We start from the raw sequence: 16,416 nt of genomic DNA, 5'->3' as shown, positions 1-16,416 counted from the left end.
TTAACATTTGGGACATTTTATGTTTCGACCTACTTAAGACATTATCACTTTCGAATGATAAAAAATCTCCACGCTCTTTTAACACCTTGACATTCCCTTAGAATAATCGTAAAATAAAACCATTAGCAGAGTAAGTAACTTGGTCGATATGCGTACGTGTATCCGAATTTTCAGGGACTTGTCGGTCATTGCGAGACAAGAATTCAACCAAGTGAATGGACTGCGAAACGAAGATGTTGAATCTGATTCAAAACGATAAGAATCACGGCCGTGCTCGATACCGCACAATCCCTTGTTTGAGGGAGCTAAGAGACGGAAAATATTTTTTTCGTAATTTAAGGTGGCACCGCGTGTTAACGTCCTTGACAAATGATTTTGTCGAGGACTTTTTTGTTTATCAGATTTTCATCACCTCAACTATATACTAATCGAATTTCGGCTCCTTTAGACTAGGAAAAAAGATAAAAGTCCGCACGAACTCCATTCTCTTACGTCTTTTCCTATTTTTCATAGCCTTAAAGCAGTCGCCTCAACATCTTACAGGAGAATTTATTCATATGAAACCCATTATCTTAACCGGAGACCGTCCAACAGGAAAACTTCACATCGGCCACTATGTTGGCTCATTGAAAAATCGTGTGCTCTTGCAAAACGAAGACAAGTACCAACTCTTTGTCTTCCTAGCAGATCAACAAGCCCTGACTGACCATGCCAAAGAGCCCGAAAAAATCATTCAATCTGTTGGTGAAGTCGCGCTTGATTACCTAGCTGTTGGCCTTGATCCAGCGCAGTCAACAATTTTCATCCAGTCACAAATTCCTGAGCTCGCTGAGCTGTCGATGTACTACATGAATCTCGTGTCATTGGCCCGTCTCGAACGCAATCCGACTGTTAAAACAGAGATCGCCCAAAAAGGCTTTGGTGAGTCTATCCCAGCTGGCTTCCTCGTTTATCCAGTTTCTCAAGCAGCGGATATCACAGCTTTTAAGGCCAACCTCGTCCCTGTTGGCAATGACCAAAAACCGATGATTGAGCAAACACGCGAAATTGTCCGCAGCTTTAATCATGCCTACCAAACAGATGTCCTGGTTGAACCAGAAGGCCTCTACCCTGAAAACGAAAGTGCCGGTCGCTTGCCAGGTCTTGATGGCAATGCCAAGATGTCTAAATCCCTCAACAACGGCATTTTCATTTCTGACGATGCCGATACCGTTCAGAAAAAAGTCATGAGCATGTATACTGACCCTGACCACGTCCGCGTCGAAGATCCAGGTAAAATCGAAGGAAATATGGTCTTCCACTATCTCGATGTTTTTGGCACACCCGAAGATGCTGCAACCATTGCTGAGATGAAAGCGCAGTATCAAGCTGGTGGCCTCGGCGACGTGAAAACCAAACGCTACCTACTCGAGGTCTTAGACCGTGAATTTGCGCCGATTCGTGCCCGTCGCTTAGAATACGCCCAAGACATGGGGCAAGTCTATGAGATGCTCAAAAAAGGCTCTGAGAAAGCACAGGCTGTCGCAGCTCAGACTTTGGATGAAGTCAAGTCCGCTATGGGGATTAACTATTTCAAATAATGGAAAAAATCATGGCATTTGCCCAAAATAGACACGCACACCTGACAGATGGTCACGGTTTCGATCATATCTTTCGTGTCTATAAATTGGCTGAACACATTTTAGCAGACTATCCGCAAGCCAATCGTGACTTAGTTTTAACGGCTGCGCTTCTCCATGATACCTATGATGACAAATTATTTGAGGATATTGTCGCTGCCAAACAAGAAGTCGTTGATTTTCTCACAACGCTTGATCTCCCCTACATTGACCAAGTGTTTGAGATCATAGATAATCTCTCTTTCTCAGCCAATCTTGATGGGACTGCGCAGGCACTTGACATCAATGGTCAAATTGTCCAAGATGCCGACCGTTTAGATGCCATTGGGGCTTTCGGAATCGTCCGAACCTTGCAATATGGCTTTGATCGCAAGCGTGAGCTTTATAATCCCGATAAGTTGCCACAGACTTTTACCTCTAAAGCAGCTTATCATGCCGCTGAAGGCACAACGATTAATCATTTTTATGAAAAACTCTTTCAGATTTCTGAAAGCCTGCATACTGAAAAAGCCAAGCAACTCGCAGGGGCGCGTGATCACATCATGCGAGAATTTGTCACCGCAATTGAAAAGGAGTGGGCAGATGTTTACGGGGATTAAAAAATGGTTTCACAGAAACCGTGATTACTTTAAGTCACGACGGGCTAGATTTCAAGCTAGCATCTATCATCTGCTCCATCAGGATCCTGTCGAAACGCAGATTTTCGCCCACCGTGGCAGTAAGTCCAATCGACCTGAAAACACCCTAGCAGCTTTTGCTGAAGCCATCAGGGTAGGTGCTGACGGCATCGAGCTTGATGTCCATTTAACCAAGGACGGTCAACTCGTCGTCATTCATGATGAGTCCATTGACCGCACCACAAATGGCAGAGGACTTGTGCGCAATCTGACATTTTCAGAAATCCGTAACTATTCAGCAGGGGCTTGGTTTGGTACCGACTATGCAACTGAGAAAATCCCTCTATTGTCCGAGGTGCTAGACTTACTGATCCAGCTACAGTTCACAGGCGTGCTCAATGTTGAAATCAAGACAGATAAATTTCAGTATGTTGGCATTGAAAAAATGACCAGTGACTTGCTCACCTCACAGCACTATCCTTTTTCTCATATCTACTGCTCCTTTAATCTCGAATCGCTCCAACGTCTATCAGAGCTAGAGCCAGGTGCAGATTTATGCCTCCTCATGTCGACTTCTGAACAGAAAATTAAGCTAGGTTTGCAGACGGATTATATCTCCCACCTACATCCCCGCCTAGACTGGCTGCAAAAAAATAAAAGCTACCTGAAGCAGCACAATAAACCGCTGCGACCTTGGACTTTAAACAATGATGCTGACATCTATTTTGCCTTTAACCATCATTTATCTGGTTTTATGACAGACTATCCAGCCCTCGCAGTTGAGATCAAAAAACACTATAATCAAAAAAGTCTGTAACAAAAGGTCCTCAGTAACTAAAATAGAAAAGCAAACTAGGCAATGAAATTAACTGCTAGTATGCATTTCTATTTTTTTCGTACTGTTTCACCGAAATAGTACGAGTTTATCAAAAAATCAACGAATTTGTAACCGATTTCGCATTGTTTCTTACAACTTGATGATGCTGTTTTACATGTATCAAAAAATCTATACAGAAATAGACTATGAGCAATTTCAATTAATATTGAAGATTGCTCATAGTCTATTTTTTGAGGACATTTCATTCCATAATATCAGCCCAGCCATCCAGACCATCAATAAATTTCTTAGCCTTAATCTGCACGCCAATATAGTGGTCATAAAGCGCATCAATAAAGACTCGAATTTTCTTTTTCAGGTCATCAGATAGGTTAATACTCGGTAACTTTTCTAAGTCCATGGCCATAAACGACTGGCACAGAAAAATCACGTTAGGATCCACGTGTGACCGCTTCATATCTTCATCAAAATGATTTCGACAAAGACAGCCATTAAACTTGTAAGAAAAATCCATGGGTAAATCCTTGCGATGACAAAAAACGCATTGTCCAAAATCTAACTGGGCACCAAAACGCGACATGACCTGTAGCTCAAAAATAAAAGTCACCACCACCATATCAATCTTCTCTTCAATCAAATCAAGCGACTTCATCAAAAAGCCATAAAGTGGCGCATCATAATGATTATCAGGTAGCGCCACATCCGAAAGACCAACCAAATAACTCGCATAGGCCTGAGCAAAAATATCCGAATTGATAAACTGATAAGACTTCGCCTCACTAATATCAGAAATAAAACTCAAGCCATCGTCATTAATCGTCCCCAACAACTCAAGCTGCGTAAAATTCTGAAGACTACTCGCAAACCGCGACTTCCCAGCATTTTTCACAAAAAACATCCGCTTGCCAAAACGCTCCGTAAAAATCTTGACTAATTTATCCTGCTCACGGTAATGCCGACTAAACAGCACCAACCCGCGCGTCTCAACGTTTTTCATATCCCTTAGAACCTCTCCACTTCATTATAACAAAAATAAAAAAATTCCCCAAAATCGGGGAATGTCAATGCTTGCTGGGGATTAAGCAAGATCAGAGTCACTTGATGAAAGGTAAGGAGATTAAAGCCCACGCTTTTCAGTCACGTAAGCTGTCAAGCGTGCCATAGCTTCTGTAATCACCGTCATACTCGCCGCATAGCTCAAACGGATATAGCCTTCACCATATTTGCCAAAAGCTGATCCGGGAATAAAAGCCACTTGCTTTTCATTGGCAAAATCAATCAAGAAATCAAAAGAATTTTGTTCTAAATCCGCAGGGATTTTAGCAAAAATATAGAAAGCCCCATCCGGTTTCGCAATCTCAAAACCAAGCGGTGTCATCTGTGAGATGATATAATCTCGTCTGACCACATATTCTTTTTTCATCACCGCCGCATCATCTTTACCATTGGTCAAAGCCTCAATCGCCGCAAACTGCGACACTGTCGTTGCTGCTGTCACAAAATACTGATGCGTTTTAATGATCTGGCTGGTCAAAACCGCATCCGCGAAGATGAAACCAATCCGATAACCCGTCATAGCATGAGATTTAGACAGGCCATTTAGCACAATCGTCTGCTCACGCGCAAATTCAGCAATTGACACATGTTTTTCACCTGTATAGTTCAACTCAGAATAGATTTCATCCGAAATAACAAAAACAGGATATTTCTGAATGACTTCGGCCAAAGCCTTGATTTCTTCGCGATTATAAGTCACACCCGTTGGATTTGACGGATAATTCAAAATCACAGCCTTCGTTTCAGGATTAGCAATCAAAGCTGCCTCTAGCATCCCTGGCGTCAAGACAAAGCCATTAGTCGTCGTATCAATTTCAACCATCTCAGCACCCGCAAGCTGGATCAAAGGCTCATAACCTGGGTACAAAGGCGCAGGCGTCAACACCTTGTCGCCCGCTACTAGGATAGACATGAGACTAGCAGAAATCGCCTCCGTCGCCCCAACCGTCACCAAAATCTCTGATTCTGGATCAAACTGTAAGTCATATTTTTCAGCTACAAACTGACTTGCCGCTTCACGCAAAGCCAGCAATCCCGACATGCCAGTATAGTGACTCTCATGTGCACGAACAGCAGCCACGGCAGCCGCTTCAACATGCTCAGGCGTATTAAAATCTGGCTCCCCAAGCGTCAATTTCAACATCCCAGGAATCTTTGACACCTCCTGATCAAAACGACGAATCGCCGAAATTTTGATTTGATCCAAATTCGAATTAAAAAGATTAGACACGTCCATTAGCTTACCCCATTTTCGTATGAAAAAAGGCACAACACTGCGACATGCCCTTCACATTTTTATTCAATTATACCTCTTTTTTGCCATCTTCGCAATATTCAGACAACAAAAGCTAGCCGAAATTTTTTTAGTTTAACCTGAAATAAGCGCGGAAAAAACCCGACTTTCGAAAAACTCAGTTACTAGGACGTATTGATAAAATTGATGTTGTAGGTTAGTGAGCTGTGGGCTGTTCTCCTTTTTGAAAAATTTAACTTGCTTTTGTGCTGTTATGTTTTTATCTTTTAATATATATAGACTTATTCTACACTTAACTTTTAACACTTTAGTCATTTTTCGAGATATTTTTTCTTTTTAAAGGTATCTTTACCATTATATATTAACAAAATAACATTTAATTAATATGATAAACAGTTATTACATTGAGTTTAACCATCCTAACATCTAAAATAAAACAAAAAAAACAGGAATCAACGTTTCAAAACGATAACCTGCTTTTTCTAGTTTCGAATCCTTTATTCCAGTCTGATGTTTATTAATACTTATCTGATTAAAACCATACGCTACAAAATATTTAAGTAGCCAAAAAAAGTTAAAAATAGTGACCCTTTGCATAGATTTTTTGCGGCGTTTCCTATAGAGTTACCTACCTAATGCTATTATGAAAAGCGAATCTGATCTTTAGGAATCAACCCATAATCAAACATGACTTCCGAGTGATTATCCCAAATGAGCGTTTTCTCTACCATATCTCCAGATGTCTTACTTAATGTTGCTTTATAAATTTTAGATATTCGATAAAATTTTTCTTTCTCTTTTGTAAAATGGTGATTCTCTTCAAGAATATCATAAGTATAAGGCAATTCTCTTTCACTTCTGAGTGCTGTGTGTAACACTTCTCCTTCACACCACAGCATTAATTGAAAACTCTGATTTGTTCATTACTCTGTCCTCTCTGTCTTTTTTCTCAATTTTACACTAAAATAGATTTTTTGGAAAACTTTGCAACAGAACCTTATTTTGTAACATTTATAGAATACAACTTTTTTCCTTGACTTTGATAGTTTACAAATGTAAACTATATATAGATAGAAATTTCAAAGCATTCATTTAGGAGGAAAATATGTCAAATAAAACTCATTCGTCTAATCACGATGAAATGATGTCTGAGCATCATCATAATCATGAAATAATGGATATGGAGCACGAAAACCATGAGGTGCACAACATGCACAATATGGATAATATGCATGATATGGACAATATGGATATGATGAATCATGGAGGACACATGATGCATATGGGTGATATGAGTAAAAAGCTCAAAGTGGCTATCATTCTTATGATTCCGCTACTACTCATTTCACCAATCGCTGGCTTTACTATCCTTAAATTCCCCGGAAGTGAAATTTTGCAACTTATCCTTGGTACAATTATCTTCTTTTACTCTGGGACTCCTTTTTTTAGCGGAGCAAAAGGTGAATTAAAAAGCCGTAAGCCAGCCATGATGATGCTGATTACAATGGGAATTACCGTTGCCTATGCTTATTCTGTTTATGCCACAATCATGAGTCTTAACGGACATATGGGCATGAACTTCTGGTTTGAACTGGCAACATTAATTGTCATTATGTTGATTGGTCACCTGATTGAGATGAAAGCAATCATGGGTGCTGGCGATGCATTGAAAGATTTAGCAAGCCTTGTTCCCAAAAAAGCTCACTTAAAAAGTGGGAAGGATGTGGAGCTTTCAGAACTAAAAGTTGGCGATTTACTTTTAGTGAAAGAAAATGAGAAAATACCTGCAGATGGCCTTATATTAAGTGAAGCGCTCGTTGATGAGTCAATGATTACTGGTGAAAGCCGAGCAGTCAATAAAAAAACAAATGACCTTGTTTATGGTGGTTCCCTCAATCAAAACCAACCATTTGAGATGAAAGTCACAACCCTTGGAAAAGATTCATTTCTCAATCAAGTGGCCGAATTAGTCAAGAAAGCCCAAGCTCAAAAATCTAATTTGGAAAATATGGCAGATAGAGTGGCTGGTTACCTTTTCTATGCCGCACTTATTGTTGGTATCTTTTCATTAGTTTTTTGGACAATTAGTTCTAACTTTAGTTTTGCTCTACTTCTTGCGGTTTCTGTTTTTGTAATTGCATGTCCACACGCTTTAGGTCTTGCGGTTCCACTTGTTGTTTCTCGCCTAACCAGTATTTCTGCTAAAAATGGTTTATTAATTCAAAACAGAACTTCTCTAGAAAAAATAAATACAATTAAATATGCCTTAATGGATAAAACGGGAACATTAACTGACGGTAAGTTTATTGTTCGTAATGTTATTGATTTTACTGATGAAACAGACATTCTCCAAATTATGGCAGCACTTGAAGGAAGTTCCACTCACCCGATTGCTCAATCAATCGTTTCAGCTGCTAAACCTCTTGAAAATCTAAAAGTTGAAGCGGTTGAAAATATTCCAGGAGTTGGGATTAAAGGGCAAGTTAATCAAAACTTTTATCAAATTGTTAACTATAAATATCTTCGTGAAAATCAACTTTCTTATGATGAACAAAAGATTGCTCAATATTTAGATTTAGGTTTAACTATATCTTTCCTAATCAATGAACAACAAGATGTTTTAGGATTTATTGCCTTAGGAGATTCTCCTAAATCAGACGCGAAAGCCTTTATTAATGGTTTATTAGCCCAAGGAATTACCCCTGTTATGCTCACGGGTGATAATAAAGAAACTGCTCAAAAAATTGCTAGTGCACTAAATATTCCCGAATTTAGAGCGGAATTAAAACCTGAAGATAAAGCAGAAATTGTGAAAGAGTACCAAAAGAAAGCCGGCGTGCTTTTCATTGGTGATGGTGTCAATGATTCCCCAGCTCTTGCAACTGCTACGATTGGTTTTGCGATTGGAGCAGGAACTTCGGTTGCTATCAGTACCGCTGATGTCGTCCTAGTTAACTCCAATCCAAGTGACGTCTTGGATATGATTAATATCTCCAAACGCATGCTTAGAAAAATGAAACAAAACCTCTGGTTTGGAGCAGGCTATAACATTATTGCTATTCCTGTTGCAGCGGGTATTCTTTATCCATTTACAGGGATTTATATTGACCCTCTCATTGCAGCAGTCCTGATGTCAATCTCAACCGTGATTGTCTCAATCAACGCGATGGGATTGAGGTATGATAAAAAATAGAAGAGCACATGCTCTTCTATTTTTTATCATACTAATTATGAAACTTTTATCACTTAAATATACTTAAAGATTAAGTAGGGCTGTCCCATTCCCAGGAAAAGCATTTTCTCCATATTCTTCAACTTCTTGAACCCAGCGATAGAGACTATTGGCATGAACATCAAGCTCTTGGCTGACTTCTTTAACAGAGTAACCCTCTCCAAGAATGAGTTTTACTGCAGAGTTTTTAAATTGTTTATCGAATTTTCTTCTTGCCATAATAAACCTTTCCACGATTTCTCTTAACTTTGTGTCTAGTTTATTATAACCTTTCCAAAAATATAGCTCATTTTGTGTCTAAATATTTGACATTAGTCCAATGTTTGAGTGCCACGTTTTCCGTTTTGGGTTGTACTTTTTGCTTAAATGGACGTCCTGAGCTGCTTTTGAGCCGTTCTAATTCTCTGCAGCTTTCTCAAAGTGTCCAGATTCTGATTTGAGAAGTATTTTTGATGATCAATTTTTGTATAATTTCCTTTGTGGGGAGCCCTTCGTTTTTGAGTCGCGCGACTTCAATCTTAACTTCTAAGCTATAGTTTTGATGTTTTGACATGAGAAAAACCTCCAGAATCTAGTTTATTAAATTCAATAGAGGTTTTTTCATTGATTCTCACTTTTGGGGGATAGTACCTTTTTATTCCTGTTTTTATTGTTTATAGTAGCAAATTAATTCATTTTTCTTATTTTGCTGTAAAACTTGTCATCATTCCATTATCCTCATGGTTTAGAATATGACAATGTACCATCCAGACTCCTGGTTCATCAAACTTGATGGCGATATCTGTTTTTATTCCTTGATCCATAGGATAAGTATCATACCATGTTGTATCGTTTGTTGGATGACCGTTCTTTGAAATAATCTGAAAATGTGCTCCATGAATATGCATAGGGTGTGACATTCCAGCCATTTTATCAGCATTTTCAAACTGAACTTTATAAACTTGCCCCACTTTCACATTAAAAGTTTCTGTGTTTGGGAAAACTTCTCCATTGATCATCTCCCTCATTTTCATTTCCGATCCATTCATCTCCATTTCTTCAGTCAGCTTCATACTTATATCTGGCGCTTTATCTGACACATACTTTTCTAAATTATCCGCTTTTAGGGGAATGAATGGGGAGATTGCCTTACTTTTATCGTTCCCTTTGTAGATTAACTTTACTTTGGCATTCCCATCCTTAATAGTGTAAGTTTTGCTTTCTTTCCCCGTAAGTACAACTTCAACATCCAAGCGCTGACCAGGTGCGATGTTGAAGTTTTGAGTTTCATAGGCTTGCTCTAAGTTATAACCATCTTTTGCAATAACTCTAACCTTGAAAGGAAATTTAATTGTTTTAAAATTATTAGCTGAAGCATTAATAAATCTCAGTTTTCCAATTTGTCCTCCTTCAATTTTGAGATTTGAAGCTATTTTCTTTCCATTTATCGTATCAGTGATAGAAGCACTTCCACTCATGTCCATATCATCCATATTCATATCTGCCATCATGGAGTTCTGTTCATTACTTTCTTGAATATCTCCAAGCATCATAACTTCATCTAAATCATACTTTTTATCTGTCTCTGTACGTATGATAATTGGAGCATACATTCCTTTTGTCACTTGAGTTTCAACAGGTCGATAGTGAGAGTGAACCCAGAAAGTGCCAGATTCTTTTGGAGTGATTTTGAAAGTCTTCTCCCCTTTATTGTTCAATGTAATGTCTGGGCCATCTTGATTGTTAGGAATACTCAAACCATGCCAATGGACGTTTGTAGTTGTACTACTTTTATTTGATACCTTTATTGTTGCTTCTTTTCCCTTATCAAGGATTATAGGCATTCCAGCCAGATAGTTATTCTCTGACTCATCTGTGTATTGGTAATGTCTCTCCTTTTTATCTGCAATTTTTGAAGTAGTCGAAATAATATTAATCTTCACATTTGTACGACTCTCTTTCAAAGTGATATTGTAAGGATCCTCTTTTACTTGTTGCTTATCTTTAAAATTATTAGTCGAGGAACAAGAGGAAAGCAATATTGTTGTTGCTAAAACAAATGTTCCTAGATAGACTTTCTTCTTTATTTCCATTTTATTCTCCATTCACTTCGAATTTCATCTTCCTATGCAACATAATCCACAATTTTATTATCATTTTCTTTCTTTCTTTCCCTTATGATAAGGAACCTGACTATGGAGAAACGTTTGAACTCCATTGATACTGACGTTATTATCTTTCACTTTTCTCCTTTCCAAGAATTATTCTGCATTTTAGCAGGGAGGAACCTACACATATAACTTGTCCATAGTGTTTTGTATAGACTCCTTGCTACTAAAAGTAGCCTACTTATTTGATATGTTTCTTCAAATCTTCTAGTTCTCTTGACATTTTTTCATTCTGAGACTTCAATTGCTCAATTTCGCTTTGGGGAAGTTCATTTGCTTCATGATTATAACTGTGCTCAGAATGTTTCCCATGCATTCCCTTCATCATAAAGAGCATCATGAGAGGACAGACTAAAATAAAAGCATAGGGAGCGATAGAGGTTATGAATTGTATCATTATTTTTGTTCTCCTTGGGATAAATTATAGAATTCGATATTTTTTATTTTAAATCGTCTATAAATGATGAAACAAAACCCGATTAACACAAGAATAAGAGACAAAATCTGAGAAACTCGAAGCATTCCAAGCATCAAACTATCTGTTCGCATTCCTTCTACAATCAATCGAATAGAACCATACCAAATAAGGTAAAAACCAAATATTTCTCCTCTAAGTATGCTTTTTAGACGGTGTCGGAAAATAATAACGAGTATAAAACCAATTAGAGTTCCAAAGCTTTCAAAAAGAAATGTAGGATTTCGGTAGCTTCCATCGATATACATCTGATTTTGAATAAACGACGGTAACCAGTCAAGATTTTCGACTTTTTTTCCATAAGCTTCTTTATTAACAAAATTCCCCCATCTGCCTATGGACTGACCCAGAAAAACTGCAGGTACAGCTACATCAAGAATATCCATCGGATTGACCATACGATAATAACTAAAGATAAAAAGAACTATCGTTCCTGCAATTAAACTTCCATAAATCGCACCACCTCCGTTCCAGAGAGCGATAATTTCATTGGGATACTTGCTATAGTAACTCCAGTTAAAGATGACATAATAGAATCTAGCTCCAACTAAACCTGAAGGCACAGCCCAAATAACAAAGTCAATTAAATCATCGCCTGTTAGATGACGATAAGGCGCTTCCTTATAGGCCAACCAGGTACCGATAGCTGCACCTCCAACAATAAGAACGGCGTACCATCTAATCATTAAAGGGCCGATTTCAAAAGCAATTTTATTTATTGTTAATGATATCACTATTTCTTCCTCTTACTTCTCGAATAAAATGGCCAATGAACCACAATCGGAGAGTTGTTGACATTATTATCACTCTCGTACTTCATGACCTATTTTATTCTATATTAATGAAATCATTATATCTAATGATTTTGCAGAACTTGTGCAGAAAATAAAAAAACACTGAAAATAAATTAGTGTTTTAACTATATGGGAGTTCAATAATGAATGTAGTCCCTTGATTTTGGATACTCTCTACAATTATTTTTCCATTATGTTTCTTGACAATGTCCTGAACAATTGCTAAACCTAATCCAACTCCGCCAGTTGTCCGAGTTCTCGACTTATCTACACGATAAAATCGTTCAAAAATGTATGGAAGATCTTGCTCAGGAATTCCCTCTCCTTTATCCGAAATAACGATTTTAAAATTTTCTTTTTCTGGAATAAAAGCAAGTTTAATATCTGATTCATCAGCAGAATATTTGTAAGCATTCATCAAAAGATTGACCAATACTTGTTCTATACGCATGAAATCAATATTTGCATAAAAGTTTCCTTCTCCAGAGATTAAAAAGTTAATTCTCTTTTCACTAAATACTCCTGAAACTTTACTGACCACCTCATTAATAAGCTCTTGAATTAAAACCTGATGTTTTTCAACTTTAAATCCATTTTCCTCCAATTGTGCAAGATTCATTAAATCTTCCATGAGTTGCGTAAGATGTCGGCTTTCTTCTCGGATGATGCGTAGATATTGAGTTTTATCCTCTAGACTTGTTGTAGAGCGATTAGCAATATCCGCATAACCTTTAATAAAGGTTAATGGTGTTCTCAGTTCATGGGCCACAGAGGAAAGAAACTCATTACGCTCTCGCTTCATAAAATCAAGTTTTTCTGCTAGCTCTTCAATAGATTTTGCCAGTTCTCCTAACTCATCTTCTGCATTTACATCTAACCGAATTGATAGATCACCCTGTGCAATTTTATCTGTCCCCAATTTAATTTCTATAAGAGGACGTGTCACTGTACGAGTAATATAGAAGATGGCAAATGCCGTTACAACTAAAGTAATCACTGCTAAAACTGCAAAAATTCCTGTGAAGTTGAAAACCATATTCTGAATCTGTTTCGTTGATAAAAACATATAAACAGATCCTACAATATTTCCATTACTCTGAATAGATGCTTTTGAGACAATGTATTTATCTCCTAACCAATGGTAATGGAGGGATTGCTTCTTATTCTTTTCCTCATTTTTAAGCGCAGAAATATGTTTCTTCATCTCACTATTTATTGTTTGAGATGATTTTATTGTTTTGCCATAAGAATCTTGGACTACTATAGCTGTTTGACTACTTCCTTCTTCCATCAACACAACATGTTCTATCGTTTCAGTACTAAAATCTCCTGATAGAACTAATGCATGATTATCTCCTTGTGCAACAACTGAATCTACTTCTTCTCGTACCCATGTATTAACAATAAGAAGGTAGAGGCTGATGAAGAGACCTAACTCAATGGCAACTACTACTGTAAAAAAAGAGCCTCCAATTTTCATAGAAATCTTTTTTTTGAGTTTTTTTATTTTTGCCATTTATATCCTACTCCATAAACTGTAAGTAGAAAACTATCTACATCAAAACTTTCTTTACGCATTTTTTTACGTAAATTTCTTATATGAGAGTCCACTGTACGATTATCAACATCCGCAGTCAGTCCCCAAATGTGTTCGATTATTTGTTCTCTACTAAAGACATGATTTTGATGCGTCAAAAACATGTCCAATAAGTTGAATTCAATTGGTGTAACTTCCAGCAATTTTTGATTAATCCAAATTTGAAACTTTTCTTTATCCAAGGATAAGTTTTTAAAATCAATTTTATCAGAAAGGCTTGTTCGTCTTAAAATAGCTTCAATTCGAGCCAATAAAATTGTTTCATCAAAAGGTTTGGTGATATAGTCATCGGCTCCATTTTTTAACCCGAAGGAAACATCTGTATTTTGTCCTCTAGCAGTAAGCATTATAATAGGGATCTCACTAAATTCTCTTATATTTTTGCAGACAGTCCAGCCATCTAAATCAGGCATCATCACATCAAGTAAGATTAAATCAAAATTCCCTTTAGCAACTCGTTTAATCGCTTGAACACCTGAAATTTCCTTTTCACAGTGGTAAATATCTCCTTCTAGATATAACCCTAGCAGGTCTAGCATCCGTTGTTCATCATCTACCAATAAAATATTTTTCATTAGATTGATTACCTTTCTGGTTCTATTATACAATATTTAAATGGAGCTATACTATAAAAGTAGACATCAATTCTTTAGTGCGAACTTGATTTAGGATATCTGCATAACTAGCTTCATCAATAGTGAATTCTTTGCCACAATGGGGACACTTTATCTGATGCATATTTTTAACTCCTCTTTGTATTTATTTATACTCTCTCATATTTAGATTTTACCACTTTATTATTTTTATTGAAATTATTTTCACAAAAATTCAGATAATTTTAACTCATAGAAAGTGGGAACAGAGTAAGTTGGGAGAAGTAGCTACTCTAAGTTCCAGTAAGCGAATTCATTTGAGCGATTATGTAAGAAGTGGAGTTCCTTTTTATAGAGGTAACGAGATAAGTACGGGTGGTATTACTAGTGACCAGGAACTATTTATCTCAGAAGAAAAATACCGAGAAATTATAGAAAATTACGATATTCCATGTGAAGGTGATTTACTGGTTACTGCAGTGGGGACACTTGGAAACATTTGGAAAGTTGACGATAGACGTTTTTACTATAAGGATGGCAATTTAATCCGAATTAGTAATATGAAGTTTGACTCAGATTATTTATTATCATATTTCAATGGAGGAACTGGAAAAAAGAGGCTTCTTAATAGTGCTGCAGGTTCAAATCAAAAAGCATTGACAATGGAAAAAATGCGAGAAATACCTTTACTATTACCTATTGATGAAGATCAGCAAAAAATCGGTGCCCTTAATATAGAACTAAAATAAAGTATAGGTAGAGGAATTAAAGTTCAAAAGTAAAATGTTAATTGAATAAAAAGCACTCGAAGACAAGTGCTTTTTAATTTCTATGAATATTAAATTTGTTTCGGTACCTTTGAAAAGTCCTGCGATTGATACCAGTCTGTCTTTCAACATCTTTTTCAGTCGATCCATCAAGATAGAGTTTAAATGCAAGTTGTAGTCGAGGGTCATTTTCGCTAAACTTTGGTTTACCACCCTTAAATTTTCCATTTTCTTTGGCAAGTACAATTCCCTGCGCTTGCCGTTCTTTAATTCTATTTCGTTCAGACTCAGCCTGATACTTATAAAGCTCGATAACAAGATTGTTGATGAGTCGTCTTAGGTTGTCATCTTCAATGCCGTTCATAGACGGTAAATTTTGTACTTCTAAGGTAGCACCTTTTTGTTGGATTATATTCATAATTTGAGTTAAATCTTTATTATTACGTCCTAGACGATCCAACTCAGCAACTACCACAATATCGCCCTCACGAATATAGTCAAGCATTGCCTGTAATTGCGGTCGTTCGGTAGTAGCACCACTTACTTTGTCTGAAAAGACCTTAGAAACGCTTTCTAAGGCTTGCAGTTGTCTCTCAAGATTTTGTTCTTTGCTCGATACACGTGCATACCCTATTTTTGCCATATTTATAAAATTGAACCGAAAGTTATCGATGTTGCTGCTAATCCACGCCCTAGTTCTCTATCAAACTTACCTGCAGTTGAAGCAGACATATAAAATTTAGCAACTGAAGATGATAGTTTAGATTTTATAGCATAAGGCCTTAAATCAAATTCCAAATCTTTCATTACTCTGGGGAAGTATTCGTTCTTCTCTAGGCGATTTTTTGCATTTAATAATGGAGTTCTTTCATAAGTGTTAATATCAGGGTTTAAAACTAAATTATATATTTGCGATAAAATTTCATTAGATTCTTTTTCTCTTTTAGTCATGTTGATTCTCCTTAATGAATATATAATAACATAGTTTAACTAAATAATACAGAATTCTAGTACTTAAATGCACAAGTCAGTTGTCTATCCATAAACCTATTCTATTAAAGAAATAAAAACAAGACAATAGAGTATGCTCTGTTGTCTTGTTAACAAAAAAGCTTGTGGTAGCTTTTTTAAACTTCATAAAAAATGTTGTTTTACTATATCTACATTAAGTCAATCAGATAATCGATTGTATTTTTATGAAGAACCCCATAATTTTTATACTTTTCTAAATACCCAAGATAGGAATATTTAGATGATACTATATTTGAGTTAAACAAGTATATCACCAAAGGAAAAAATAGTGATGCAAAAATTATTTCTGTTGAATGAGGTGCTTTTATAATGAAAATAATCTCAATTAGAATAAGTAAAATAAATAGATTAAAATTCTACGTTTGTTACTCTAAAAACTTGACTTAACGTCAGT

16 protein-coding genes and 1 pseudogene are annotated in these 16,416 nt (G+C 36.7%); 5 read left to right on the top strand and 12 right to left on the bottom strand.

Annotated features, from left to right (window positions below; genetic code table 11):
- The first annotated feature begins 557 nt into the window (after positions 1 to 557).
- Genes trpS through LRA01S_RS08965 form a run of 3 tightly spaced genes read left to right on the top strand, consistent with a single transcriptional unit; the run spans position 558 to position 3,053 of the window.
- Positions 558 to 1,580 (top strand): tryptophan--tRNA ligase, encoded by a 1,023-nt coding sequence (trpS, locus tag LRA01S_RS08975; RefSeq protein ID WP_061775288.1) that lies wholly within the window; start codon positions 558 to 560, stop codon positions 1,578 to 1,580.
- Positions 1,580 to 2,218, top strand: a complete 639-nt coding sequence (locus LRA01S_RS08970; RefSeq protein ID WP_061775287.1) for an HD domain-containing protein — start codon at positions 1,580 to 1,582, stop codon at positions 2,216 to 2,218. The genes trpS and LRA01S_RS08970 overlap by 1 nt, the downstream gene beginning before the upstream one ends.
- Entirely contained in the window at positions 2,202 to 3,053 is an 852-nt protein-coding gene (locus LRA01S_RS08965; RefSeq protein WP_082785440.1) for a glycerophosphodiester phosphodiesterase, read from the top strand. The genes LRA01S_RS08970 and LRA01S_RS08965 overlap by 17 nt, the downstream gene beginning before the upstream one ends.
- A gap of 262 nt (positions 3,054 to 3,315) precedes the next feature.
- Here the strand turns inward: LRA01S_RS08965 and recO are convergent, their stop codons facing one another.
- From recO to LRA01S_RS08945, 3 genes are all read right to left on the bottom strand, one after another.
- The gene (gene recO / locus LRA01S_RS08960; protein ID WP_061775286.1) at positions 3,316 to 4,071 is read right to left on the bottom strand and encodes a DNA repair protein RecO; all 756 of its coding nucleotides are present in this window, start codon (positions 4,069 to 4,071) and stop codon (positions 3,316 to 3,318) included.
- Between the two features lie 120 nt (positions 4,072 to 4,191).
- Positions 4,192 to 5,367: a pyridoxal phosphate-dependent aminotransferase gene (locus LRA01S_RS08955; protein ID WP_061775285.1), complete on the bottom strand. Its 1,176-nt coding sequence runs from the start codon at positions 5,365 to 5,367 to the stop codon at positions 4,192 to 4,194.
- A 659-nt stretch (positions 5,368 to 6,026) separates the two neighbouring features.
- Entirely contained in the window at positions 6,027 to 6,263 is a 237-nt protein-coding gene (locus tag LRA01S_RS08945) for a hypothetical protein (RefSeq protein WP_061775283.1), read from the bottom strand.
- Between the two features lie 227 nt (positions 6,264 to 6,490).
- Here LRA01S_RS08945 and LRA01S_RS08940 point away from each other — a divergent pair, with 227 nt between their 5' ends.
- A complete protein-coding gene (locus LRA01S_RS08940; protein WP_031367159.1) occupies positions 6,491 to 8,578 on the top strand; it encodes a heavy metal translocating P-type ATPase in 2,088 nt (695 codons plus the stop codon).
- A gap of 69 nt (positions 8,579 to 8,647) precedes the next feature.
- On the opposite strand, the pseudogene LRA01S_RS08935 reads toward LRA01S_RS08940, so the two are convergent.
- The 7 genes and pseudogenes from LRA01S_RS08935 to LRA01S_RS08910 all read right to left on the bottom strand — a co-directional run.
- A pseudogene (locus LRA01S_RS08935) lies at positions 8,648 to 8,836 on the bottom strand (transposase); the annotation flags it as partial.
- 196 nt (positions 8,837 to 9,032) lie between these two features.
- A complete protein-coding gene (locus tag LRA01S_RS10970; protein ID WP_156470234.1) occupies positions 9,033 to 9,170 on the bottom strand; it encodes a hypothetical protein in 138 nt (45 codons plus the stop codon).
- A gap of 127 nt (positions 9,171 to 9,297) precedes the next feature.
- Entirely contained in the window at positions 9,298 to 10,701 is a 1,404-nt protein-coding gene (locus tag LRA01S_RS08930) for a multicopper oxidase family protein (protein ID WP_239519112.1), read from the bottom strand.
- 244 nt (positions 10,702 to 10,945) lie between these two features.
- Entirely contained in the window at positions 10,946 to 11,161 is a 216-nt protein-coding gene (locus LRA01S_RS08925) for a DUF2933 domain-containing protein (RefSeq protein WP_061775281.1), read from the bottom strand.
- Complete coding sequence (lgt, locus tag LRA01S_RS08920) at positions 11,161 to 11,973, bottom strand: prolipoprotein diacylglyceryl transferase (RefSeq protein ID WP_082785439.1); 813 nt, start codon at positions 11,971 to 11,973, stop codon at positions 11,161 to 11,163. Before lgt ends, LRA01S_RS08925 begins: the two co-directional genes overlap by 1 nt.
- Before the next feature lie 181 nt (positions 11,974 to 12,154).
- The gene (locus LRA01S_RS08915) at positions 12,155 to 13,549 is read right to left on the bottom strand and encodes a sensor histidine kinase (RefSeq protein ID WP_061775280.1); all 1,395 of its coding nucleotides are present in this window, start codon (positions 13,547 to 13,549) and stop codon (positions 12,155 to 12,157) included.
- On the bottom strand, positions 13,537 to 14,205 hold the full coding sequence (locus LRA01S_RS08910) for a response regulator transcription factor (RefSeq protein WP_061775279.1): 669 nt from the start codon (positions 14,203 to 14,205) through the stop codon (positions 13,537 to 13,539). Before LRA01S_RS08910 ends, LRA01S_RS08915 begins: the two co-directional genes overlap by 13 nt.
- A gap of 161 nt (positions 14,206 to 14,366) precedes the next feature.
- Between LRA01S_RS08910 and LRA01S_RS08905 the strand changes: the two genes are divergently transcribed.
- Entirely contained in the window at positions 14,367 to 14,972 is a 606-nt protein-coding gene (locus LRA01S_RS08905) for a restriction endonuclease subunit S (RefSeq protein ID WP_082785438.1), read from the top strand.
- A gap of 73 nt (positions 14,973 to 15,045) precedes the next feature.
- Here LRA01S_RS08905 and LRA01S_RS08900 read toward each other — a convergent pair whose 3' ends face one another.
- Entirely contained in the window at positions 15,046 to 15,633 is a 588-nt protein-coding gene (locus LRA01S_RS08900) for a recombinase family protein (RefSeq protein ID WP_061775277.1), read from the bottom strand.
- A gap of 2 nt (positions 15,634 to 15,635) precedes the next feature.
- The gene (locus tag LRA01S_RS08895) at positions 15,636 to 15,941 is read right to left on the bottom strand and encodes a bacteriocin immunity family protein (RefSeq protein WP_031367166.1); all 306 of its coding nucleotides are present in this window, start codon (positions 15,939 to 15,941) and stop codon (positions 15,636 to 15,638) included.
- Between the last annotated feature and the right edge of the window lie 475 nt (positions 15,942 to 16,416).

Origin of the sequence: Pseudolactococcus raffinolactis NBRC 100932, from assembly GCF_001591765.1 — a bacterium.
In the GTDB taxonomy this organism is placed as follows: domain Bacteria; phylum Bacillota; class Bacilli; order Lactobacillales; family Streptococcaceae; genus Pseudolactococcus; species Pseudolactococcus raffinolactis.
Note: the sequence above shows the minus strand (reverse complement) of the source record. Positions and strands in the feature narration are given on the sequence as shown.

Coding starts and splice junctions, on each gene's coding strand:
- LRA01S_RS08915 (WP_061775280.1), bottom strand. CDS start 13,549: ATGGCAAAAATAAAAAAACTCAAAAAAAAGATTTCTATGAAAATTGGA.
- LRA01S_RS08970 (WP_061775287.1), top strand. CDS start 1,580: ATGGAAAAAATCATGGCATTTGCCCAAAATAGACACGCACACCTGACA.
- LRA01S_RS08910 (WP_061775279.1), bottom strand. CDS start 14,205: ATGAAAAATATTTTATTGGTAGATGATGAACAACGGATGCTAGACCTG.
- LRA01S_RS08895 (WP_031367166.1), bottom strand. CDS start 15,941: ATGACTAAAAGAGAAAAAGAATCTAATGAAATTTTATCGCAAATATAT.
- LRA01S_RS08925 (WP_061775281.1), bottom strand. CDS start 11,161: ATGATACAATTCATAACCTCTATCGCTCCCTATGCTTTTATTTTAGTC.
- LRA01S_RS08940 (WP_031367159.1), top strand. CDS start 6,491: ATGTCAAATAAAACTCATTCGTCTAATCACGATGAAATGATGTCTGAG.
- trpS (WP_061775288.1), top strand. CDS start 558: ATGAAACCCATTATCTTAACCGGAGACCGTCCAACAGGAAAACTTCAC.
- LRA01S_RS08955 (WP_061775285.1), bottom strand. CDS start 5,367: ATGGACGTGTCTAATCTTTTTAATTCGAATTTGGATCAAATCAAAATT.
- LRA01S_RS08900 (WP_061775277.1), bottom strand. CDS start 15,633: ATGGCAAAAATAGGGTATGCACGTGTATCGAGCAAAGAACAAAATCTT.
- LRA01S_RS08965 (WP_082785440.1), top strand. CDS start 2,202: ATGTTTACGGGGATTAAAAAATGGTTTCACAGAAACCGTGATTACTTT.
- LRA01S_RS10970 (WP_156470234.1), bottom strand. CDS start 9,170: ATGTCAAAACATCAAAACTATAGCTTAGAAGTTAAGATTGAAGTCGCG.
- LRA01S_RS08930 (WP_239519112.1), bottom strand. CDS start 10,701: ATGGAGAATAAAATGGAAATAAAGAAGAAAGTCTATCTAGGAACATTT.
- recO (WP_061775286.1), bottom strand. CDS start 4,071: ATGAAAAACGTTGAGACGCGCGGGTTGGTGCTGTTTAGTCGGCATTAC.